The organism is Paenibacillus sp. CB74, from assembly GCF_055687625.1.
Genome location: NZ_CM146009.1, coordinates 6,199,854 through 6,222,422 on the forward strand (window position 1 = coordinate 6,199,854; position 22,569 = coordinate 6,222,422).

Consider the following 22,569-nt stretch of genomic DNA (forward strand, 5'->3'; position numbering starts at 1 on the left):
GGGGATCATATGAGCACGGAAATTCGTGTGCGTTACGCGCCGAGCCCAACAGGACATCTGCATATCGGGAATGCCCGTACGGCGCTGTTTAACTATCTATATGCCAAACATAATAACGGTAAATTCATTATTCGTATTGAAGATACGGACGTAAAACGGAATATTGCTGGTGGTGAAGAAAGCCAGCTGAAATACCTGAAATGGCTCGGAATCGAGTGGGATGAAAGTATTGATGTGGGCGGAGAATACGGACCATACCGTCAAACGGAACGTCTGGACCTCTATCGTAAATATACACAGGAATTGCTGGATAAAGGTCTGGCCTACCCTTGCTTCTGCACGGAAGAGGAATTGGAGCAAGAGCGTGAGGAGCAGTCAGCACGTGGAGAAACACCGCGTTATTCAGGCAAACACCGTGATCTGACTCCAGAGCAGATTAGTGCATTTGAAGCGGAAGGCCGCGTAGCGAGTATTCGTTTCCGTGTGCCCGAAGAGCGCGTATATACGTTTGATGACATGGTTAAAGGTACAATTTCATTCAACAGCAAGGAATCCGGCGACTTTGTCATTGTGAAAAAAGACGGCATTCCCACGTACAACTATGCTGTTGCTGTGGATGATCACTTGATGAAGATCTCCCACGTCCTGCGTGGGGAAGATCACATCTCGAACACGCCGCGTCAACTGATGATCTATGAAGCGCTGGGCTGGGAGCCACCGCAATTCGGCCATATGACGCTGATCGTGAATGAAAATCACAAGAAGCTGAGTAAACGGGATGAATCCGTGATTCAGTTTATTGAGCAGTATGATCAGCTCGGCTATTTGCCTGAAGCGATGTTTAACTTCATTTCCCTGCTCGGCTGGTCGCCGGAAGGGGAGGAAGAGATCTTCTCGCAAGAACAACTGATTTCCATTTTTGATACGAAACGCCTGTCCAAGAGCCCGGCCGTATTTGATACACACAAGCTGGCTCACTTGAACAACCACTATATCAAACATGCTGACCCGGAACGGATTGCCGAAATGGCCATTCCGCATCTGCAAAAAGCAGGACGTCTTCCTGGTGATCTATCCGCTGAGCAAAAAGAGTGGGCGCATACCCTCGTGCATCTCTATCAGGAACAGATGAATGCCGCATCCGATATCGTAGAATTGTCGGAAGTGTTCTTCCGTTCGGAGATTGAGCTGGAAACTGAAGGTGCCGCAGTTCTCGCTGAAGAGCAGGTGCCGACTGTGCTGAAGGCATTTGCCGATAAAGTGCAGGCAAGTGAAGAGTTCACGCCAAGCAAAATGGCTGCACTGATCAAGGAAGTACAGAAAGAAACCGGCTTTAAGGGCAAACAGCTCTTTATGCCAATTCGTGTAGCCTTGACCGGACAGACGCATGGACGGGATCTGAATCAAACGATCGTGCTTCTGGGTCGTGATACAGTGATCGAACGATTGCTCGCACAAGTAAAATAAGATTATCCGAGGGGCATTTAGTTTAATCGGAATCTGCACACAGTCTGTTCAGGTATGGATTACGTAGGAGGCTGTTGTCAGTCTGAGGCCTTTTCGCTATAATAACAACACAACGAATAATTGATATGATTTATCTAATAGAACAGCAAAGATCGGGAGGAGTAGACTGACCCGGGCAGATTCAGAGAGGATGGTCCCGCAGCAAAGAAAGATTTCTTTGATTGCGGTGGCTGTGAACCATCCACTGTCCATCAGTCGAAATGCGCCCGTGAGCTGCACAGCCGAATCCAGCCCCGCCTTTGTCGATCATGACATGGGAAAACGTTAGGATAGGTTGTGACGATTGGTTTCCGTTACCAAACCGCTTGAGGGCTCATTCTATTTAAGAATGAACCGAGCAGAGTGGGACCGCGATAAACGCCTCTGCAGCTAAATGCTGCAGGGGCGTTTTTTGTTTAGGCGAGTGTGCAGTACACTACCAAAGGAACGCGCCGTCCGGTAAGCCGGAGGACGGGAACCTGAACAAGAGGGGAACGAGCATGTTCAAGAAGATCAGATCAGATATCCAGGCGGTGTTTGAAAACGATCCGGCGGCCCGGGGGTGGTTCGAAGTGGTACTAACCTACTCAGGGCTGCATGCGATATGGGCACACCGGATGGCTCATTTTTTATACAAGCGAAGATGGTTCTCGGTGGCCAGGTTCATTTCGCAGGTTAGCCGTTTTATGACAGGGATTGAGATACATCCTGGAGCTACGATCGGGAATCGGTTGTTTATTGACCATGGAATGGGCGTCGTTATTGGAGAAACATGTGAGATTGGCGATGATGTTGTTATCTATCAGGGGGTTACGCTTGGCGGAACAGGGAAAGAAAAAGGAAAGAGACATCCGACCATTGGTAATAATGTGGTTATCTCATCTGGAGCAAAGGTGCTGGGTTCATTTAGCGTGGGGGATCAAAGCAACATTGGGGCGAACTCTGTTGTGCTTAAGGAGGTCCCTTCCAATAGTACCGTGGTAGGTATACCGGGCAGAATTGTTAAACAGGATGGCCGACGGGTAGACCGCCTCAGTCAACAATTGCCCGATCCGGTCGTTGACTCCTTGCGTGGTATGCAAAAAGAACTTGAACGATTGCAGGAAGAAGTACGTACACTGCAGAATGCCCGTGCAAATGAGACTGTGCATGATACGTGATACAATAAATAAAGGCAGTATAGGATGAAAGGATAAGTGACCATGACGCTTCAGATTTATAATACGATGAGTCGTACAAAAGAAGAATTTGTTCCCCAAGAGCCAGGGAAAGTAAAAATGTATGTCTGCGGACCAACGGTATATGACTATATTCATATTGGAAATGCACGCCCGGTTATCTTTTTCGACACGGTTCGTGGATACCTGGAACAGACAGGACATGATGTAAACTATGTCGTGAACTTCACGGATGTGGATGATAAGCTGATTCGCAAAGCCGAACAACTTGGAACAGACGTTCCTCACGTCGCGGAGAAGTTTATTGCAGCCTACTATGAAGACCTTGAGGGATTGGGTATTCCCAAGGCAAGTAGCAACCCGAGAGTAACGGAAAACATGCCGCTCATTATTGATTTTATCCGTGAGTTGGTTGAAAAAGGTTTCGCATACGAAAATGGCGGTGACGTCTATTACCGTACAGGCAAATTCAGCGAGTATGGTAAGCTATCGAAGCAAAATTTACAGGAGCTGCAATTTGGAATCCGTGTAGGTGTGGACGAGCGCAAAGAGCATCCCGAAGATTTCGTGCTCTGGAAGGCTGCAAAACCAGGTGAGATCTATTGGTCCAGTCCTTGGGGCGATGGTCGACCAGGTTGGCATATTGAGTGCTCCGCCATGGCTAGGGAGTACCTTGGGGACACACTGGACATTCACGGGGGTGGACAGGATCTGCAGTTCCCGCACCATGAGTGCGAATGCGCCCAATCCGAGGTGTTAACAGGTAAACCACTTGCGAACTACTGGATGCATAATGGTTTCATCCGGATTGATAACGAGAAGATGTCGAAATCACTCGGTAACGGTGTTCTTGTTAAAGATTTGCGGAATCAATATAAACGCGAAGCGATTCGTTACTTTATGTTGTCTACCCACTATCGTAACCCGTTGAATTTCACGGATGATACGATGGAGCAGGCACAGAATAGTGTGGACCGGATTGCGAATGCTGTAGGTAACCTGAACCATCGTCTGAGCGCGGTAACCGTAGATCAGGATATCACAGCAGAGTTTGCGGCAAGACTCGACCAAATCCGTCAGCAATATCATGAGAAGATGCAGGATGATTTCAATACTCCTGATGCAATCACTGCTATGTTTGAGTGGGCAGGGGAAGCCAATCAACTGTTACAGCAGGAAGTTGTCAATGCGGCAGACATACGTGCGCTCCTTGAATTGTTCAGTGAATTGAATGCTGTGCTTCGCATCTATACAGATGGAGAGCCAGAACTTCTGGATGAGGAAGTAGAACAGCTGATTGAAGAACGTGTAGAAGCGCGTAAGTCCAAAAACTGGGCAAGAGCGGATGAAATTCGTGATGAGTTGTCTGCACGGGGCATTCTGCTTGAGGATACGGCGCAGGGTATGAGATGGCGGCGCAAATGAGCGAAGGACATCCAAATACACCAAAACAACAGGAGCAGGTCACGGAGGGAGGATGGTTCCCCTATCCTCCGTCCAGACCTGCGAAGTTGATTCCACCTATTGCACTGGCCTATATTGGTGACGCGGTATATGAGGTAGCTGTTCGTCAATATCTATTGTCGAAAGCCAACATGCGTCCCAATCATCTGCACCGTAGTGCAACCGGATTGGTATCAGCGAAGGCACAGAGCCGCATTCTTGCAATGATTGAGGCTGAACTGACAGAGGAAGAACGCGATATTGTCCGGCAAGGGCGAAATGCCAAGTCGGGCAGTGTACCCAAAAATGCAGATGTGTTGGAGTATAGACATGCCACGGCTTTTGAATGTCTCATTGGTTATCTCTACAGCAGTGGTCATCATGATCGCATGATTGAACTAATCGGGCTTGGCATTGAACACGCGGAACAACAATCGTCTTCGCCGACAAAAAAATAGAAATTTCAACAAAACAACGCATTACAGAGAGGAACGAACAACGATGGAAGAAGAATGGATCGCGGGTAAACACTCCGTGACGGAGGCGCTGCGTTCAGGCCGGACCATTAATAAAATATGGATTGCCGATACAGCACAGAAACATCTGACTCAACCTATTATCTCGGAAGCCAAAAAACTAGGTATTGTCATTCAACATGTGGACAAGCGTAAGCTGGATCAAACGGTACCAGGCATTCAGCATCAGGGGGTAGTTGCACAAGCTGCACCATACGCTTATGTGGAGGTAGAAGACATTCTTGCCGCAGCGAAAGCGAAGAATGAGCATCCTTTCCTGATTCTGCTGGATGAGATCGAAGATCCTCATAACCTGGGGTCGATTTTGCGGACAGCGGACTGCACGGGTGCACATGGCGTTATTGTACCCAAACGTCGCTCGGCAGCAGTAACAGCAACGGTATCCAAAACGTCAGCAGGCGCTGTGGAGTACGTGCCAGTGGCTCGTGTAAGTAATCTTGGTCAGACCATTGATCGCCTCAAAGAGGAAGGTGTATGGGTTGTAGGGACAGATGTCACGGCTCATGAAGGTGTCTTTGGTAATGGAGTCTTTACTGGCCCTGTTGCACTGGTAATCGGGAATGAAAACAAGGGAATGGGACGACTTATTCGTGAGAAATGCGACGTACTGATCAAATTACCGATGCAAGGTCAGATTAACTCCTTGAATGCTTCCGTGGCAGCGGGTGTTGTCATGTATGAAGTGCTCCGCTCGCGTCAAGCGCAGGAATAGAAGGTATGGCTGATTCCCGTGATGTGCTTCTTGTAGACGGGTACAACATGATTGGCGACTGGCCGGAGTTAACCAAACTGGCAGAAAGTGGGCTAGAAGAGGCGCGCAACAGGCTTCTCTTTCGTCTTGCCGACTATCAGGCTTTCTCCGGCCGGCGAGTCATTGTTGTGTTTGACGCCTACCTCGTGCCTGGACTCGGTAAATCCTTTACACAGAGCAAAGTGCAGATATATTTTACAAAGGAAAAAGAGACGGCAGACGAATGCATTGAGAGACTCGTTCGGGAACTAAGCATGCGAAGACGCCAAATCTATGTGGCTACGAGCGATATGGTAGAGCAACATGTCATTTTCGGACAGGGAGCGCTACGCGTATCTGCAAGGGAACTGCTCATTGAAGTAGAGCAGAACGAAAAAGAATTAAAAAAACGACTGGAAGAAGATCAGGCGAAGACCACGCGTAACACACTCGGAGGCAAGTTGAGTCCGGATGTATTGAAAGAGTTTGAGCGGTGGCGACGGGAATAACAGTTCATTTTTACAAAAATTAGAATATTGAAACTCTTGACATTTATGTTATTGATGTTCTTTTTTAGGCAGAGCGTGGTTGACGGTGTGAGGTACCATCATATATACTGATCCTATATTTCATAGAGTAGAGTAACGGGGTACCTTGCGTTGCAGCCGGAGGGATTGTCTGTGAGTGTCGACCTCAAAGATATCATGTTATCTAAGTATGATTACCAAAGTGACGAAGACATTGTCGAAGCTTTCCGTGAAGGCGAAAGCGAAGCGTTAGAGTTTTTGATTAACAAGTATCGTAACTTTGTACGCGCCAAGGCTAGATCTTATTTTCTGATTGGGGCAGACCGGGAAGATATTATTCAAGAAGGAATGATTGGCCTCTATAAATCCATTCGAGATTTTAAAGGGGACAAGCTGGCTTCATTCAAGGCTTTTGCTGAACTGTGTATTACAAGACAGATTATCACGGCGATTAAGACAGCAACACGTCAGAAGCATATTCCGCTTAATTCTTATGTATCTCTGGACAAGCCCATTTATGACGAAGAGTCTGATCGTACGTTACTCGATGTGATTTGTGGAACCCAGGTCAGTGATCCGGAAGAATTAATCATCAATCAGGAAGAGTTTGTGGGCCTGGAAGATAAAATGTCCGAGATTCTAAGTGATCTGGAGCGTAAAGTATTGATGTTGTATCTGGACGGGAGATCTTATCAAGAGATTGCAGTAGATTTGGACAGACATGTGAAGTCCATTGATAATGCACTTCAGCGCGTCAAGCGCAAACTTGAAAAGTACCTGGAAGTTCGAGATAATTGAACACATGTTGTCGTTGATGGAAAAGGCTCGGTGTTTGAGTCTTTTTTTACTGTCTCAAGTTTATAAAATCAAAGAATGTTTATACTAGTAATCGCTCGGTCCGTATAGGAGAAGAGAAAAACAGAGATGCGAAACGAATGTACGTTGTACGGAAGTAATACCCAATGAATGAAAGGCTATTCTTTCATTGACATGGTTATACCCTTGTGATAAAGTGTTTTAGGTAGGCCTAAATTTATGGCTTTTTTTCAGGATCAATTTAGAGACTCTGCTTGAATGTGGAAGTCTTCGGGAGGTGTACATCATGCGGGTAATTATTACTTTGGCTTGTACTAACTGCAAACAAAGAAATTACACTACGACAAAAAACAAGCGTAATCACCCCGACCGCATGGAGATGAAGAAATTTTGCAAGTTTTGTAACGAGCAGACTTCTCATCGCGAAACCAGATAGTTTTTGGAGGTGTCGGCGTGAAACGAAGTTTCAAATCTCTGATTTCCTTTTTCTCAGAAAGCTGGGCTGAACTTAAAAAAGTTCGCTGGCCTAATCGTAAAGAGCTGACCAACTACACATTGATCGTACTTGGTACTGTTGTGGTTATGACGCTGTTTTTTTGGGTCATTGACATTGGCATCTCCTTTGTGATCGAAGCGATTATTTAAGAAGGGTTCCGGTGGCTTGATATGGAAAAAAGATGGTACGTCGTTCATACCTATTCAGGGTATGAGAACAAGGTCAAGGCCAATTTGGAAAAACGCGTCGAGTCTATGGGCATGGAAGACAAGATATTCCGCGTTCTTGTTCCTATGGAAGAAGAAGTGGTAAACAAGGACGGTAAGAAAAAAACCGTTATGCGTAAAGTTTACCCGGGTTATGTCTTGGTGGAAATGGTACAGACGGATGATTCTTGGTATGTTGTTCGCAACACACCAGGTGTTACAGGATTTGTCGGTTCGACAGGTTCTGGGTCCAAACCAACTGCTTTGTTGCCTGAAGAAGTGGAACAAATTCTGAAGCACATGGGCATGGTTGAACCTAAGCCGAAAATTGAGTTCGATATTAAGGAATCCGTGCGTATTAAAGTCGGTCCTTTTGCGAATTTCGTAGGCTCCGTGGAAGAAATTTTGGTAGACAAAAGCAAGTTGAAAGTGCACGTGAACATGTTTGGACGGGAAACACCGCTTGAGTTGGAATATACGCAAGTGGAGAAGATATAGTTTCTTCAAGTTTCTTGTGGGAGGGCTGCAAGGCCCGTTAACCACTATTTTGCAAGGAGGTGTCAATCATGGCAAAAAAGGTAATCAAAATGGTAAAACTGCAGATTCCAGCAGGTAAAGCAAATCCAGCGCCACCAGTAGGTCCAGCTTTGGGTCAAGCAGGTGTCAACATCATGGCATTCTGTAAAGAATTCAACGCTCGTACAGCTGATCAAGCAGGATTGATTATTCCAGTTGAAATTTCTGTATTCGAGGACCGTTCCTTTACTTTCATTACTAAAACTCCACCAGCAGCAGTTCTGTTGAAAGTGGCAGCTAAAGTTGAAAAAGGATCCGGAGAACCGAACAAGAAAAAAGTTGCTACTGTTAAACGTGATGCGGTTCGTCAAATCGCAGAAACAAAAATGCCTGACCTGAATGCAGCAGACGTTGAGTCCGCTATGCGTATGGTCGAAGGTACTGCCCGCAGCATGGGTATCACCATCGAAGACTAATTTTCATAAGAAACATGGCTTCGTAAAACCGGTCGATTCGCGACCGGTTGATGTGGGAGGTATATCCGCTAACACCACAAAGGAGGAATAAAACATGGCTAAACACGGTAAAAAATACCTGGAAGCTGCTAAGCTGATTGACAGCGAAGCAACTTACGAGCCTTCAGAAGCTGTAGAGCTTGTGAAAAAGGCAGCTACTGCAAAATTCGATGAAACAATCGAAGCGGCAGTTCGTTTGGGTGTAGACCCTCGTAAGCAAGACCAGGCTGTACGTGGTGTTGTTGTCTTGCCACACGGCACAGGTAAAACACAACGCGTATTGGTATTTGCAAAAGGTGACAAAGCGAAAGAAGCGGAAGCGGCTGGCGCGGACTATGTTGGTGATGCAGACATGATCAACAAAATCCAACAAGGCTGGTTCGAATTCGACGTCTGCGTAGCGACACCAGATATGATGAGTGAAGTAGGTAAATTGGGCCGACTGCTCGGCGGTAAAGGTCTGATGCCTAACCCTAAAGCCGGAACGGTAACTTTCGATGTAACTAAGGCTGTTCAAGAAATTAAAGCTGGTAAAATCGAATATCGTCTGGATCGTGCAGGTCAAATTCATGCACCGATTGGTAAAGCTTCTTTCTCTTCTGAGCAACTTAATGAGAACTTCAAAGCTCTCATGGAAGCTCTGAATCGTGCTAAACCAGCGGCAGCAAAAGGTGTTTATCTGAAGAATGTTAGTCTTTCTTCCACGATGGGCCCTGGAGCACGCGTGAACGCAGCAGCTTTTAGATAATATCTCTTGACAGGCTTGTCCTGTTTTTGATAAGATATAAAAGTTGTGAGTCCGAGTGACTGACCGTTGACATTTGAATATGCTTGCCGTAGACAGTAGGTGCCATTAGGCTTAATTTCCTGCCGAGGTGTGATTATAGAACTTAGAACGATGCAAATCGATGATGAGTATATATCAAGCCTTCGTGATTCTACGGAGGCTTTTCTTAATGGGATAAATTTGACCAGGAGGTGTACAGATTGGCAAACGCAAAAGTGATTCAAGCAAAACAAGAGTCCGTTGATGCAGTAACAGCAAAATTGCGCGAGAGCGTTACAACTGTTGTTGTTGACTATCGCGGATTGAACGTTGCCCAAGTAACTGAGTTGCGTAAGCAACTTCGTGAAGCAGGGATCGAATTCCAAGTGCTGAAAAACTCGTTGCTTCGCCGTGCAGCTGCAGCAGCAGAACTGACAGAACTCGATAGTGTTCTTACAGGTCCTACTGCAATTGCATTCAGCGCAGACGACGTTGTGGCTCCCGCTAAAATTCTGAACGACTTCGCGAAAAAGAACGATGCACTGGAATTGAAAGGTGCTATCGTAGAAGGTCGCGTAATCGGAGTACAAGAAGTTAAGGCGTTGGCAGAATTGCCATCCCGCGATGGACTCCTTTCCATGCTCCTCAGCGTGCTTCAAGCGCCAGTGCGCAACTTCGCGCTTGCGGTTAAAGCAGTTGCAGAAAAAGAAGAGCAAGGCGCGTAAGCAACTTGATCTGAACGCTGCTTAGGCGGCAAATGAATTAAAAAAAATAATATTATATATGGAGGTTCACTCATGAGTAAAGAGCAAATCTTGGAAGCAATCAAAGGCATGACTGTACTGGAATTGAACGATCTTGTTAAAGCAATTGAAGAAGAATTCGGCGTAACTGCTGCAGCTCCAGTAGCTGCTGCAGGTGCAGGCGCTGCTTCTGCTGAAGCTGAGCAATCCGAGTTCGACGTAATCTTGACTAACGCTGGTGCTTCCAAAATCAACGTTATCAAAGCAGTTCGCGAAATCACAGGTCTTGGCCTGAAAGAAGCAAAAGAACTGGTTGACAACGCTCCAAAAGCATTGAAAGAAAAAGTTGCTAAAGAAGAAGCAGAAGCGGTTAAAGCTAAGCTTGAAGAAGCTGGCGCTACAATCGAAGTTAAATAATTTAGCTTTTATAAGCTAGATGAACAAAACAACAAACCCCTTGACTTATATCAAGGGGTTTGTTGCTGTAATTGTAAATGGAAAGTGAGTGAGGGCATGTCCAATCATTATTATTCGGACAAACCGCAAGTAGCGCATGATCGCAGAGCAACTGAAGCGATTCTTCGCGGATTCAGTCTGCGATTCGTGACGGACGCCGGTGTGTTTTCCAAAAACGGAATCGATTATGGCAGCAGAGTATTGATTGATGCGATAGAGTTGCCATCAGGGGCTCATGTTCTCGATGTGGGTTGTGGATATGGACCGATGGGTCTTACAGCAGCCAAACTTGTACCGGACGGACATGTCACCATGATCGATATCAACGAGAGAGCCGTTGAACTTTCCAGGGAAAATGCAAAAGCGAACGGGATTAACAATGTTACCGTATTGCAAAGTAATCTACTGGCTGAAGTAAAAAAACAAGATTTTGACGTTATCTTAACCAATCCGCCTATACGGGCTGGGAAAGAGACGGTTCATACTATTTTCGAACAGGCACATCGTCATCTGAAGGTAGGTGGTTCGTTGTGGATTGTCATTCAGAAGAAACAAGGGGCTCCATCAGCAAAAGCGAAGTTGGAATCTTTGTTTGGAAGAGTGGAAGAAGTGACGAAGGATAAAGGCTACCGGATTTTCAAAGCGATGAAATCGGAAGAGGATTCTACTAAAAGCTGAATCCGAGTTTGTAAAGTAAGCAGGGGATCATTTTTTTTGCAATAGGACTATTGACTTGAAATTCAGGCCGTGGTATTATTGTAAAATGTCAGTATTAAGATGCCCTACTTGGCTTTAGCTAACTAAAAATGTCAACCTTTTTTTTACGCCGAACGGGCTTATTATGCCTACGTTTGGCGTATAATATGTACATTTTGGGCAAACTGGGGATAAGAATGTTTTGGAAAGACATCCGCCGATCAAAGTTGCTCTTTTTTCGAACGACATTTCGAGTAAGGGCTTTTCTTTATTTGTGGATGCATTGCTTTGCTCTGTATGTGTACCATTATAAGGTTACAAACAGAGGTTCGCAACGAAATTTTTAAAGTGAGTAGACATTGAGGGGTGAGTTTAAGTTGGCAGGACATCTTGTTCAATATGGTCGACGCACTCGGCGCAGTTATGCACGAATTAACGAGATACTCGAAGTTCCTAACCTGATTGAAATCCAACAAAAATCATATGATTGGTTTTTGGAGGAAGGGTTGCGCGAAATGTTCCAGGATATCTCGCCGATCCAGGATTTCACAGGCAACTTGATTTTGGAATTTATCGATTACAGTCTCGGTGAACCGAAGTATACAGTAGACGACGCGAAAGAGCGTGACGTTACTTATGCAGCACCGCTTCGGGTCAAAGTCCGGCTCATTAATAAGGAAACCGGCGAAGTCAAAGAGCAGGAAGTATTCATGGGAGATTTCCCGCTGATGACCAACACGGGCACATTTATTATTAATGGTGCGGAACGGGTTATTGTCAGCCAGTTGGTTCGCTCTCCTAGCGTTTACTTCAGTACCAAAGTAGATAAAAACGCCAAAAAAACGTATACCGCTACAGTTATTCCTAACCGCGGCGCTTGGCTCGAACTGGAGATGGACGCGAAGGATGTTGTTTACGTCCGGATCGACCGTACACGTAAAATACCGGTTACGGTTCTCCTGCGTTCACTTGGTTTTGGCACAGATGCTGAGATTCTGGATCTGCTCGGTAATGACGAATATATCCGCAACACACTGGACAAAGACAACACGGATTCCACGGAGAAAGCACTCATTGAGATCTACGAGCGTCTTCGTCCGGGCGAGCCACCAACATTGGATAATGCGAAAAGCTTGCTCGTAGCACGTTTCTTTGATCCAAAACGTTATGACCTTGCTAATGTAGGTCGTTACAAAATGAATAAAAAACTTCACATCAAAAACCGTTTGTTTAACCAACGCTTGGCTGAATCACTTGTTGACGCTGAAACAGGTGAAATCATTGCTGAAGCAGGCCAAATGGTTGATCGTCGTTTGTTGGATGAAATCATGCCGTATCTGGAGAAAAGCGTTGGATTCCGCACGTATCACGTGGGTAACGGCGTTTTGGATGCCAATGATATCCCTATGCAAACGATTGATGTATTCTCACCAACTGAAGATGGTAAAGTGGTCAAACTGATTGCCAATGCAAACATTGACAAGTCCGTTAAAAACGTGACTCCGGCGGATATCATTTCGTCTATCAGTTATTTCCTTAACCTTTTGCAGGGAATTGGTAGCACGGATGATATCGATCATCTGGGTAACCGTCGTTTGCGTTCAGTGGGTGAACTCCTGCAGAACCAGTTCCGTATCGGTTTGTCCCGTATGGAGCGTGTGGTTCGTGAGAGAATGTCCATTCAGGATGCCAACGTCATTACACCACAGGCATTGATCAATATACGTCCTGTTATTGCATCCATTAAAGAGTTCTTTGGTAGTTCTCAATTGTCACAGTTTATGGATCAAACGAACCCGCTGGGTGAGTTGACACATAAACGTCGTTTGTCCGCACTCGGACCCGGTGGTTTGACGCGTGAGCGCGCAGGTATGGAAGTGCGTGACGTCCATCCATCCCACTATGGCCGTATGTGTCCGATCGAGACTCCAGAGGGACCAAACATCGGTTTGATCAACTCCTTGTCAACGTTCGCCCGTGTGAATGAATATGGCTTCATTGAAGCTCCATATCGTTGGGTTGATCCGAAGACAGGTATTGTGACCGAGCAAATTGATTACCTGACAGCGGATGAAGAGGACAACTATGTCATCGCGCAAGCGAATGCGAAGTTGAACGAAGACGGTACATTTGAAGAAGAAGCGATCATTGTACGTTACAACAAACAGTCGGATAACATCCTTACGATGCCGAGTGAGCGAGTTGACTACATGGACGTATCTCCTAAACAGGTTGTATCCGTCGCTACAGCGCTTATCCCGTTCCTTGAGAACGATGACTCCAACCGTGCACTCATGGGATCTAACATGCAGCGGCAGGCGGTTCCACTCTTGATTCCTAAAGCACCACTTGTAGGAACAGGTATGGAGCACAAAGCTGCAAAAGACTCTGGTGTATGTATTGTCTCCGATTATGACGGAATTATTGAACGTTCTTCTGCGAACGAGATTTGGCTCCGTCGTGTTGAAGAAGTGGACGGTCAGGAAGTTAAAGGCGATATCGTTAAATATAAATTACACAAATTTATGCGTTCGAACCAAGGAACATGCATTAACCAGCGTCCGATTGTCAAAAGAGGTGCTGCTGTCAAAGCTGGCGATATCCTCGCTGACGGTCCTTCAACGGAAATGGGTGAATTGGCTCTGGGACGTAACGTTGTTGTTGCCTTCATGACTTGGGAAGGTTACAACTACGAGGATGCGATCTTGCTCAGTGAAAAACTCGTTAAGGAAGATGTATACACATCCATCCATATCGAGGAGTATGAGTCTGAAGCACGTGATACCAAGCTCGGACCTGAAGAGATCACACGTGACATCCCTAACGTTGGGGAAGAAGCGTTGCGTAACTTGGATGAGCGCGGTATTATCCGCATCGGTGCTGAGATCAGTGCTGGCGACATTCTGGTTGGTAAAGTAACACCTAAAGGTGTAACAGAGCTGACAGCAGAAGAACGTCTCCTGCATGCGATCTTTGGTGAGAAAGCACGTGAAGTACGTGATACTTCCTTGCGTGTACCACATGGTACCGACGGTATCGTAGTAGACGTGAAAGTATTTACCCGTGAAAACGGTGATGAACTGCCTCCAGGTGTTAACCAACTCGTTCGTGTATATATCGCTCAAAAACGGAAAATTTCCGAGGGTGATAAAATGGCCGGACGTCATGGTAACAAAGGGGTCGTGGCCCGCATCTTGCCGGAAGAAGATATGCCTTTCCTGCCAGATGGTACACCGGTTCAGATCGTTCTTAACCCACTGGGCGTACCGTCCCGGATGAATATCGGTCAAGTACTTGAGGTTCACTTGGGTATGGCCGCAATGCAACTGGGTATTCACGTAGCAACTCCTGTATTCGACGGAGCGAAGGAGTATGATGTCTTCGATACGATGGAAGAAGCAGGAATGCAACGTAATGGTAAAACCGTCCTGTATGATGGTCGTACAGGTGAAGAGTTTGAACGTGAAGTTACCGTTGGTGTCATGCACATGATCAAATTGGCACACATGGTTGATGATAAAATCCATGCCCGTTCCACGGGTCCTTACTCACTTGTTACGCAACAGCCATTGGGTGGTAAAGCCCAATTTGGTGGACAGCGTTTCGGGGAGATGGAAGTATGGGCGCTTGAGGCGTACGGTGCTGCTTATACACTGCAAGAAATCTTGACTGTTAAATCCGATGATGTTGTTGGTCGGGTTAAAACATATGAATCCATTGTCAAAGGCGAGAATGTTCCTGAACCAGGTGTTCCTGAATCATTTAAAGTATTGATCAAAGAGCTGCAAAGCTTGGGTATGGACGTTAAGATTTTGAGTGAAGATGAGCAAGAGATTGAAATGAGAGAAATGGACGATGAAGATGACGCTGCGAGCGATAAGCTCAGCCTCAACCTTGAGGGTACAGAGGTCGGAGCGGAATAATTCGCTTCGAGCGCATGATGACCGGCGTTTTTCATCAGGCTCGCGTCTTGCTCCGGCTTCGGCCGGAGAGGGCGTAACCTAGATTACAGGAATTGGTTAAGGAGGGTTGCTCCTTGTTGGACGTCAACAATTTCGAATACATGAAGATCGGGCTTGCTTCCCCAGAGAAAATTCGTTCTTGGTCCCGCGGAGAAGTGAAAAAACCGGAAACGATCAACTATCGTACGTTGAAACCGGAAAAAGAAGGGCTGTTCTGCGAAAAGATTTTTGGCCCTACAAAAGACTGGGAATGTCATTGCGGTAAATACAAACGCGTTCGTTATAAAGGCGTTGTCTGTGATCGTTGTGGCGTTGAAGTAACACGTGCGAAAGTACGTCGCGAACGGATGGGCCATATTGAGCTCGCTGCTCCGGTATCGCATATCTGGTACTTCAAAGGTATTCCGAGCCGTATGGGTCTTGCTCTGGATATGTCTCCAAGATCTCTTGAAGAGATTATCTACTTTGCATCATATGTTGTAACGGATCCAGGAGAAACTCCACTGGAGAAAAAACAGCTGTTGTCCGAGAAAGAATATCGCAGCTACCGTGAAAAATACGGTTATGGTTTCCAGGCTGGCATGGGCGCAGAAGCGGTTAAAAAACTGCTTCAAGATCTTGACATAGACAAAGAGCTCGAGTTCCTGAAAGAAGAGCTCCGGACTGCGCAAGGACAACGTCGTAATCGTGCAATCAAACGTCTGGAAGTTATCGAAGCTTTCCGTAATTCTGGCAACAAGCCAGAGTGGATGATCATGGATGTACTTCCTGTTATCCCGCCGGAACTTCGTCCAATGGTACAGTTGGACGGTGGACGTTTTGCAACGTCAGACCTGAATGACTTGTATCGCCGTGTAATTAACCGGAATAACCGTCTGAAACGTCTGCTTGATCTGGGCGCGCCAGATATTATCGTGCAAAATGAAAAACGGATGTTGCAGGAAGCTGTTGACGCATTGATCGATAATGGTCGTCGCGGTCGCCCAGTAACTGGTCCTGGTAACCGTCCATTGAAATCCCTCAGCCACATGCTGAAAGGTAAACAAGGACGTTTCCGTCAGAACTTGCTCGGTAAACGGGTTGACTATTCTGGTCGTTCCGTTATCGTTGTCGGACCTTATCTGAAAATGTATCAGTGTGGTCTGCCAAAAGATATGGCACTTGAATTGTTCAAGCCTTTCGTTATGAAAGAGCTTGTAAATAAAGGGCTTGCCCACAACATCAAGAGCGCGAAACGTAAAGTTGAGCGTGTAAGTCCTGAAGTATGGGATGTTCTTGAAGAGGTAATCAAGGAGCATCCGGTTCTGTTGAACCGTGCCCCTACGCTTCACAGACTCGGTATTCAAGCGTTTGAACCGATTCTCGTTGAAGGGAAAGCAATTCGTCTTCACCCACTCGTATGTACGGCATACAATGCCGACTTTGACGGTGACCAAATGGCCGTGCACGTTCCGTTGTCCGCTGAAGCTCAAGCGGAAGCACGTATTCTGATGCTTGCATCAGGAAACATTTTGAACCCGAAAGACGGTAAACCGGTTGTTACTCCTTCCCAGGATATGGTGCTTGGTTCTTATTACCTCACTATGGACAACAAGGAAGAAAAGGGCACAGGTATGATCCTGCGTACAGTCAACGAAGCTGTATCGGCATACCAACGTGGTACTGCTGGTCTGCACGCTCGTGTAGCTATTCCGGTTAAGGCGCTTGGTAAAACAAGCTTCACGGAAGAGCAACAAGAAGGAATGTTGCTGACTACTATCGGTAAAATTATCTTCAATGAAATTTTCCCGGCAAGCTTCCCGTATATCAATGATGCGACTCGTGCGAACCTGTACCAAGGTACTGCAGATCACTCATTTGTATATGAAAAAGGTGCTGACCTCAGAGAGGCTATTATGAATGCTCCTCTGGCTGGCGGTGTCGGCAAAGAATATCTCGGTTCCATCATTGCACGTTGTTTCGAAATTTATCACACAACGGAAACAGCCGTTATTTTGGATAAAATCAAACAACTTGGATTCACATACTCTACCCGTGCCGGTATCACGGTTGCGGTATCTGATGTTATCGTTCCGCCTGAGAAGTTTGAAATTCTTAGACAGTCTGAGGATAAAGCACAAATCGTTACGAATCAGTACCGTCGTGGTCTGATTACGAATGAAGAGCGCTATGACCGTATCATTGATATCTGGTCAAAATCCAAAGATGACATCACTGAGATTCTGATGAAGTCCATGGACCGTTACAACTCGATCATGATGATGGTAGACTCCAAAGCACGGGGTAACAAATCGCAAATCACCCAATTGGGCGGTATGCGTGGTCTGATGGCCAACCCGTCTGGTCGAATCATCGAACTCCCAATCAAATCGAACTTCCGTGAAGGTCTGACAGTACTCGAGTACTTTATCTCCACTCACGGAGCGCGTAAAGGTTTGGCGGATACAGCCCTGCGTACAGCCGATTCAGGTTACCTGACTCGTCGTCTCGTAGACGTAGCCCAAGACGTAATCGTGCGTGATGATGATTGTGGTACAGATAAAGGCTTTACGGTAAGTCGTATCCAGGATGGTAAAGAGGTTATTGAAGATCTCTATGACCGTATTGAAGGCAGATACTGCTTCGAGACAGTTCGTCATCCGGAAACGAAAGAAATCATTGCAGGTCGTAATGAATTGATTGACTCCGACAAAGCAGAGGCAATCATCAAAGCGGGCGTAACCAAATTGCAAATCCGTTCCGTACTCAGCTGCCGTGCAAGTCATGGTGTCTGCAAGAAGTGTTACGGTCGTAACCTTGCGACAGGTAAACATGTGGAGATCGGTGAAGCAGTTGGTATTATTGCAGCACAATCCATTGGTGAGCCAGGAACACAGTTGACAATGCGTACGTTCCACACCGGCGGTGTAGCCGGAGACGATATTACGCAAGGTTTGCCGCGTATCCAGGAGTTGTTTGAAGCTCGTAATCCTAAAGGTCAAGCAACGATCAGTGAAATTGATGGTGTAGTTAAAGAGATTCGCGAAGCGAAAGATCGTCGTGAAATCGAAATTCAAGGTGAAGCGGAGTCCAAAGTATACTCTGTTACCTACGGTTCCCGTGTGCGCGTAAGCGAAGGCATGGAAATTGAAGCTGGTGATGAGTTGACAGACGGTTCCATCGATCCAAAAGAAATGCTGCGCATTAAAGGCGTACGTGGCGTACAAAACTACATTTTGCAGGAAGTACAGCGCGTATACCGTAACCAAGGCGTAGAAATCAATGACAAACACGTTGAAGTTATGATCCGTCAAATGCTGCGTAAAATCCGCATCGTAGATGCAGGGGATACAACGCTGTTGCCAGGGTCGTTCGTAGATACGCATGAGTACGAAAGAGCTAACAAAATTGCGATTCTTAGTGATAAAGAGCCAGCGGTTGCTAAACCAATCCTGCTCGGTATTACGAAAGCATCCCTGGAAACAGACTCGTTCCTCTCAGCGGCTTCGTTCCAAGAAACTACACGTGTACTGACAGATGCAGCGATCAAAGGTAAAGTCGATCAGTTGCTCGGTCTGAAGGAAAATGTAATCATCGGTAAGTTGATCCCTGCAGGTACAGGTATGCACCGTTACCGCAGCATCAAGTTTGCTGAGCCAGAAGATGGCCAATCTTCAGTAGAAGAACTCGAGCCAGTTTCGGTTGATTAAATAGATTTCTTCTCATTTAGAGAGGATGAAAGTTTTGTACGTCAGGAGGCGGACGCTTGTATAGTGCAGGCGGACGAATCCTGATGTACGTAAACTTTTATAAAATCTTTTAGGATTAGCATTGACAATGCTTGCGCTAGATGCTAATATATCAAAGGTGCGTGGGCAGCTGATTGTACATGGTTCTATTCGGAGGAATGCACAATGTCTAATGAAAAAGCCTTGCAAGATGCTCATGTCAAAATAGGTACCAAACAGACCATGCGGATGGTGCAGACAGGTATGGCTTCTGAAGTCTATGTCGCAGAAGATAGTGATCCGCAGCTCACTTCCAAAATCATTGCCTTGTGTGAACAACACAATGTAAAGTACACGAAAGTGGATACAATGAAAAATCTCGGCAAAGCTTGCGGGATTGGAGTGGGAGCAGCTATGGCTGCTGTCGTAAAATGATAGTGTAAGGAACGTTTTTGTCCGAGAACTTTTAGGGATTCTCCAAGGCAAAAACTTTTCATTTGTCTTTTTATGAACCGCCTGGGTCTGTGGACTTAGCGAAAAGAGGTTTATAAAGAAACATGAATATTTGAGGAAGGGGGTGGCAATCACATGCCAACTATCAATCAACTGGTTCGTAAAGGACGTCAAGCAAAAGTTGAGAAGTCAAAATCTCCAGCTTTGCAAAAAGGATTCAACGCTTTGAAACGTGAATCTACTAACATCAGTGCCCCACAAAAACGTGGTGTCTGCACTCGTGTAGGTACAATGACTCCACGTAAACCAAACTCTGCACTTCGTAAGTATGCCCGTGTTCGTTTGACGAACCGTCTCGAGGTAACTGCTTATATCCCGGGAATCGGACATAACCTTCAAGAGCACAGTGTGGTATTGATCCGCGGAGGTAAAGTTAAAGACCTTGCAGGGGTTCGTTATCACATCGTTCGTGGAGCTCTCGATACTGCAGGCGTAAACAACCGTATGCAAGCTCGTTCGAAATACGGTGCAAAACGTCCAAAAGCTAAAAAAGCCTAAACCATTATAAGCAGAGAACCTGAAAGCCTTCTGGCTTAGGTCTGGAAGGTACAGGGTCTGCTGAACAAGAAAGAAAGGGGGATATCCATGCCACGCAAAGGTCCAGTTACGAAAAGAGACGTGTTGCCAGATCCGGTATACAACTCCAAGTTGGTTACTCGTTTGATCAATCGCATCATGCTCGACGGAAAACGCGGTGTTGCTCAAAGCATTCTGTATAATGCGTTCAAGTTGATTCAAGAACGTACGGGTAATGACCCGATGGAAGTATTTGAAGCAGCAATCAAGAATATCATGCCAGTCCTGGAAGTTAAAGCTCGCCGTGTCGGCGGTGCCAACTACCAAGTACCAATCGAGGTAAAACCAGAGAGACGTACTGCTCTGGGACTACGTTGGCTCGTGAACTACTCCCGCAACCGCGGTGAGAAAACAATGGAAGAGCGTTTGGCGGCTGAGATCATCGACGCTTCCAACAACACAGGCGCTTCCGTTAAAAAACGTGAAGATACGCACAAAATGGCTGAAGCGAACAAAGCGTTTGCTCACTACCGTTGGTAGGATTCAGTTCACAATAAAAAACTTCTATTTTGAAGGGAGACCCATTTCATGGCTAGAGAGTTCTCCTTAAAAAATACACGTAATATCGGGATCATGGCTCATATTGATGCGGGTAAAACCACGACAACTGAGCGGATCTTGTTCTACACAGGACGTACGCACAAAATCGGTGAAGTACACGAAGGCGCTGCGACAATGGACTGGATGGAACAGGAACAGGAGCGCGGAATTACGATTACTTCCGCTGCGACTACCGCTGCTTGGAAAGGCCACCGCGTTAATATTATTGATACCCCGGGACACGTTGACTTCACTGTTGAAGTTGAACGTTCCCTTCGTGTATTGGACGGAGCAGTTGGTGTATTCAGTGCGAAAGAAGGCGTTGAGCCTCAGTCTGAAACTGTATGGAGACAGGCTGACAAGTACGGCGTACCTCGTATCGCATATGTAAACAAAATGGATATCATCGGTGCTGACTTCTTGAACGTTGTATCCGACATGCGTGATCGCCTTCAAGCGAACGCTGTTGCGATTCAGCTTCCAATTGGCGCTGAAAATGATTTCATCGGTATTATCGATATTGTTGAACAAAAGGCTCATATGTACAAAGATGACCTTGGTCAAAATATCGAAGAAACAGAAATTCCTGCGGAATTCAAAGAGCAAGTTGAAGAACTCCGTAATGAATTGATTGAGCGTGTTGCAGAACTGGATGAAGAATTGACAATGAAGTACCTGGAAGGCGAAGAAATCTCTATTGAAGAGATCAAAGGCGCTCTCCGTAAAGGTGTTGTAGATGTTAAGATCTTCCCTGTTATCTGTGGATCCTCATATCGTAACAAAGGTGTTCAACTGATGTTGGATGCTGTTATCGACTACTTGCCAGCTCCAACAGATGTACCTTCAATCACTGGTCATCTTGAAGATGGAACTGAAGCAGTTCGTAAGTCCTCTGATGAAGAGCCATTCTCCGCATTGGCATTCAAAATCATGACTGACCCTTACGTTGGTAAATTGACATTCTTCCGCGTTTATTCCGGTATTCTTCAATCCGGTTCATATGTATTGAATGCAACTAAAAACAAACGTGAGCGTATCGGTCGTATCCTTCAAATGCATGCGAACAGCCGTCAAGAGATCACTGAAGTTTACTCCGGTGATATTGCAGCTGCCGTAGGTTTGAAAGATACCGGTACAGGTGATACACTATGTGATGAGAAAAATCCGGTTATCTTGGAGTCAATGAACTTCCCTGATCCGGTTATCGAAATCGCCGTTGAACCTAAAACCAAAGCTGACCAAGACAAAATGGGTGTTGCTCTCGGTAAGTTGACTGAAGAGGATCCAACTCTTCGTGCTCATACTGATGAAGAAACAGGTCAAACTATCTTGGCAGGTATGGGTGAGCTTCACCTTGATATCATCATCGACCGTATGCGTCGTGAGTTCAAGGTTGAAACTACTGTGGGTAAACCACAAGTAGCTTACCGTGAAACATTCCGTGCTCCAGCGCGCGTTGAAGGTAAATTCGTACGTCAATCCGGTGGTCGTGGTCAATACGGTCACGTATGGGTTGAATTCGAACCTCTCGAGCCGGGTACAGGCAGCCAGTTCGAAAGTAAGGTTGTCGGTGGTTCCGTTCCTAGAGAATACATTCAACCTGCACTGTCAGGGATTGAAGAGCAAATGAAAAACGGCGTTATCGCAGGCTTCCCGCTTGTTGACGTTAAGGCTACAATCGTAGACGGATCTTACCATGATGTCGATTCCAATGAGATGGCATTTAAAATTGCCGGATCAATGGCGCTTAAAGCGGCTAAAGACAAGTGTAAACCAGTTCTGCTTGAGCCTATCATGAAAGTAGAAGTAACAGTTCCAGAAGAGTACATGGGTGACGTAATGGGTATGTTGAACTCCCGTCGTGGCCGCATCGAAGGTATGGATTCCCGTAGTGGAGCTCAAATCATCCGTGCTAAGGTACCTTTGTCTGAAATGTTTGGTTACTCTACAACTCTTCGTTCCGGTACTCAAGGACGCGGCGTGTTCTCCATGGAACTCTCTCACTATGAAGAAGTTCCTAAGAGCATCGCTGAAGAAATCGTTGCCAAAACAAAAGGCACCGAGTAGTTTTCTCACACTGGATGTAAGTGCATAAGAATTCATTTCGGAGCACTTCATTCAGTGAAAACATAAAATTATAA

General features: G+C 46.0%; 21 protein-coding genes and 1 other annotated feature. All 21 genes read left to right on the top strand.

Annotation, left to right across the window (positions count from 1 at the left end; translation table 11 throughout):
- Positions 1–9: 9 nt before the first annotated feature.
- The gene (gltX, locus tag ACX9NY_RS27185; protein WP_472476171.1) at positions 10–1,467 is read left to right on the top strand and encodes a glutamate--tRNA ligase; all 1,458 of its coding nucleotides are present in this window, start codon (positions 10–12) and stop codon (positions 1,465–1,467) included.
- A 539-nt stretch (positions 1,468–2,006) separates the two neighbouring features.
- Positions 2,007–2,666 carry a serine O-acetyltransferase gene (gene cysE, locus ACX9NY_RS27190; protein WP_339238019.1) on the top strand — a complete coding sequence of 220 codons (660 nt, stop codon included), beginning with the start codon at positions 2,007–2,009 and terminating at the stop codon, positions 2,664–2,666.
- Positions 2,667–2,708: 42 nt separating this feature from the next.
- Positions 2,709–4,109 (top strand): cysteine--tRNA ligase, encoded by a 1,401-nt coding sequence (cysS, locus tag ACX9NY_RS27195; RefSeq protein WP_339257571.1) that lies wholly within the window; start codon positions 2,709–2,711, stop codon positions 4,107–4,109.
- A complete protein-coding gene (locus ACX9NY_RS27200; RefSeq protein WP_472476174.1) occupies positions 4,106–4,585 on the top strand; it encodes a Mini-ribonuclease 3 in 480 nt (159 codons plus the stop codon). Before cysS ends, ACX9NY_RS27200 begins: the two co-directional genes overlap by 4 nt.
- A gap of 43 nt (positions 4,586–4,628) precedes the next feature.
- On the top strand, positions 4,629–5,375 hold the full coding sequence (gene rlmB, locus ACX9NY_RS27205) for a 23S rRNA (guanosine(2251)-2'-O)-methyltransferase RlmB (protein WP_339238014.1): 747 nt from the start codon (positions 4,629–4,631) through the stop codon (positions 5,373–5,375).
- Between the two features lie 5 nt (positions 5,376–5,380).
- Positions 5,381–5,902, top strand: coding sequence for an NYN domain-containing protein (locus tag ACX9NY_RS27210; protein ID WP_036607162.1), 522 nt, complete (start codon positions 5,381–5,383; stop codon positions 5,900–5,902).
- A gap of 171 nt (positions 5,903–6,073) precedes the next feature.
- The gene (gene sigH / locus ACX9NY_RS27215) at positions 6,074–6,718 is read left to right on the top strand and encodes an RNA polymerase sporulation sigma factor SigH (protein ID WP_017692059.1); all 645 of its coding nucleotides are present in this window, start codon (positions 6,074–6,076) and stop codon (positions 6,716–6,718) included.
- A 304-nt stretch (positions 6,719–7,022) separates the two neighbouring features.
- On the top strand, positions 7,023–7,172 hold the full coding sequence (gene rpmG / locus ACX9NY_RS27220) for a 50S ribosomal protein L33 (protein WP_072735843.1): 150 nt from the start codon (positions 7,023–7,025) through the stop codon (positions 7,170–7,172).
- A 17-nt stretch (positions 7,173–7,189) separates the two neighbouring features.
- The gene (secE, locus tag ACX9NY_RS27225) at positions 7,190–7,381 is read left to right on the top strand and encodes a preprotein translocase subunit SecE (RefSeq protein ID WP_017692060.1); all 192 of its coding nucleotides are present in this window, start codon (positions 7,190–7,192) and stop codon (positions 7,379–7,381) included.
- A gap of 21 nt (positions 7,382–7,402) precedes the next feature.
- Entirely contained in the window at positions 7,403–7,936 is a 534-nt protein-coding gene (gene nusG / locus ACX9NY_RS27230; RefSeq protein ID WP_024633599.1) for a transcription termination/antitermination protein NusG, read from the top strand.
- Positions 7,937–8,004: 68 nt separating this feature from the next.
- Positions 8,005–8,430 carry a 50S ribosomal protein L11 gene (rplK, locus tag ACX9NY_RS27235; protein ID WP_017692062.1) on the top strand — a complete coding sequence of 142 codons (426 nt, stop codon included), beginning with the start codon at positions 8,005–8,007 and terminating at the stop codon, positions 8,428–8,430.
- Between the two features lie 94 nt (positions 8,431–8,524).
- Positions 8,525–9,217, top strand: coding sequence for a 50S ribosomal protein L1 (gene rplA / locus ACX9NY_RS27240; RefSeq protein WP_017692063.1), 693 nt, complete (start codon positions 8,525–8,527; stop codon positions 9,215–9,217).
- 68 nt (positions 9,218–9,285) lie between these two features.
- Positions 9,286–9,432, top strand: a sequence feature (ribosomal protein L10 leader region).
- A gap of 24 nt (positions 9,433–9,456) precedes the next feature.
- Positions 9,457–9,960, top strand: a complete 504-nt coding sequence (rplJ, locus tag ACX9NY_RS27245; protein WP_278298115.1) for a 50S ribosomal protein L10 — start codon at positions 9,457–9,459, stop codon at positions 9,958–9,960.
- Positions 9,961–10,032: 72 nt separating this feature from the next.
- Complete coding sequence (gene rplL, locus ACX9NY_RS27250) at positions 10,033–10,395, top strand: 50S ribosomal protein L7/L12 (RefSeq protein ID WP_278298116.1); 363 nt, start codon at positions 10,033–10,035, stop codon at positions 10,393–10,395.
- A 96-nt stretch (positions 10,396–10,491) separates the two neighbouring features.
- Positions 10,492–11,112 (top strand): class I SAM-dependent methyltransferase, encoded by a 621-nt coding sequence (locus ACX9NY_RS27255; protein WP_339238009.1) that lies wholly within the window; start codon positions 10,492–10,494, stop codon positions 11,110–11,112.
- Positions 11,113–11,507: 395 nt separating this feature from the next.
- On the top strand, positions 11,508–15,053 hold the full coding sequence (gene rpoB, locus ACX9NY_RS27260) for a DNA-directed RNA polymerase subunit beta (RefSeq protein WP_091039164.1): 3,546 nt from the start codon (positions 11,508–11,510) through the stop codon (positions 15,051–15,053).
- 113 nt (positions 15,054–15,166) lie between these two features.
- Complete coding sequence (rpoC, locus tag ACX9NY_RS27265; protein ID WP_339238005.1) at positions 15,167–18,781, top strand: DNA-directed RNA polymerase subunit beta'; 3,615 nt, start codon at positions 15,167–15,169, stop codon at positions 18,779–18,781.
- 204 nt (positions 18,782–18,985) lie between these two features.
- Entirely contained in the window at positions 18,986–19,234 is a 249-nt protein-coding gene (locus ACX9NY_RS27270) for a ribosomal L7Ae/L30e/S12e/Gadd45 family protein (RefSeq protein WP_047841123.1), read from the top strand.
- 153 nt (positions 19,235–19,387) lie between these two features.
- Positions 19,388–19,810 carry a 30S ribosomal protein S12 gene (gene rpsL, locus ACX9NY_RS27275; protein ID WP_017692070.1) on the top strand — a complete coding sequence of 141 codons (423 nt, stop codon included), beginning with the start codon at positions 19,388–19,390 and terminating at the stop codon, positions 19,808–19,810.
- Between the two features lie 87 nt (positions 19,811–19,897).
- Complete coding sequence (gene rpsG / locus ACX9NY_RS27280) at positions 19,898–20,368, top strand: 30S ribosomal protein S7 (protein WP_018753997.1); 471 nt, start codon at positions 19,898–19,900, stop codon at positions 20,366–20,368.
- A 48-nt stretch (positions 20,369–20,416) separates the two neighbouring features.
- Positions 20,417–22,495 (top strand): elongation factor G, encoded by a 2,079-nt coding sequence (fusA, locus tag ACX9NY_RS27285; protein ID WP_339238003.1) that lies wholly within the window; start codon positions 20,417–20,419, stop codon positions 22,493–22,495.
- Positions 22,496–22,569: the final 74 nt, after the last annotated feature.

Coding starts and splice junctions, on each gene's coding strand:
- rplK (WP_017692062.1), top strand. CDS start 8,005: ATGGCAAAAAAGGTAATCAAAATGGTAAAACTGCAGATTCCAGCAGGT.
- rplL (WP_278298116.1), top strand. CDS start 10,033: ATGAGTAAAGAGCAAATCTTGGAAGCAATCAAAGGCATGACTGTACTG.
- cysE (WP_339238019.1), top strand. CDS start 2,007: ATGTTCAAGAAGATCAGATCAGATATCCAGGCGGTGTTTGAAAACGAT.
- ACX9NY_RS27270 (WP_047841123.1), top strand. CDS start 18,986: ATGTCTAATGAAAAAGCCTTGCAAGATGCTCATGTCAAAATAGGTACC.
- nusG (WP_024633599.1), top strand. CDS start 7,403: ATGGAAAAAAGATGGTACGTCGTTCATACCTATTCAGGGTATGAGAAC.
- rplA (WP_017692063.1), top strand. CDS start 8,525: ATGGCTAAACACGGTAAAAAATACCTGGAAGCTGCTAAGCTGATTGAC.
- ACX9NY_RS27255 (WP_339238009.1), top strand. CDS start 10,492: ATGTCCAATCATTATTATTCGGACAAACCGCAAGTAGCGCATGATCGC.
- cysS (WP_339257571.1), top strand. CDS start 2,709: ATGACGCTTCAGATTTATAATACGATGAGTCGTACAAAAGAAGAATTT.
- rpsL (WP_017692070.1), top strand. CDS start 19,388: ATGCCAACTATCAATCAACTGGTTCGTAAAGGACGTCAAGCAAAAGTT.
- ACX9NY_RS27200 (WP_472476174.1), top strand. CDS start 4,106: ATGAGCGAAGGACATCCAAATACACCAAAACAACAGGAGCAGGTCACG.
- fusA (WP_339238003.1), top strand. CDS start 20,417: ATGGCTAGAGAGTTCTCCTTAAAAAATACACGTAATATCGGGATCATG.
- gltX (WP_472476171.1), top strand. CDS start 10: ATGAGCACGGAAATTCGTGTGCGTTACGCGCCGAGCCCAACAGGACAT.
- ACX9NY_RS27210 (WP_036607162.1), top strand. CDS start 5,381: ATGGCTGATTCCCGTGATGTGCTTCTTGTAGACGGGTACAACATGATT.
- rpmG (WP_072735843.1), top strand. CDS start 7,023: ATGCGGGTAATTATTACTTTGGCTTGTACTAACTGCAAACAAAGAAAT.
- rlmB (WP_339238014.1), top strand. CDS start 4,629: ATGGAAGAAGAATGGATCGCGGGTAAACACTCCGTGACGGAGGCGCTG.
- rpsG (WP_018753997.1), top strand. CDS start 19,898: ATGCCACGCAAAGGTCCAGTTACGAAAAGAGACGTGTTGCCAGATCCG.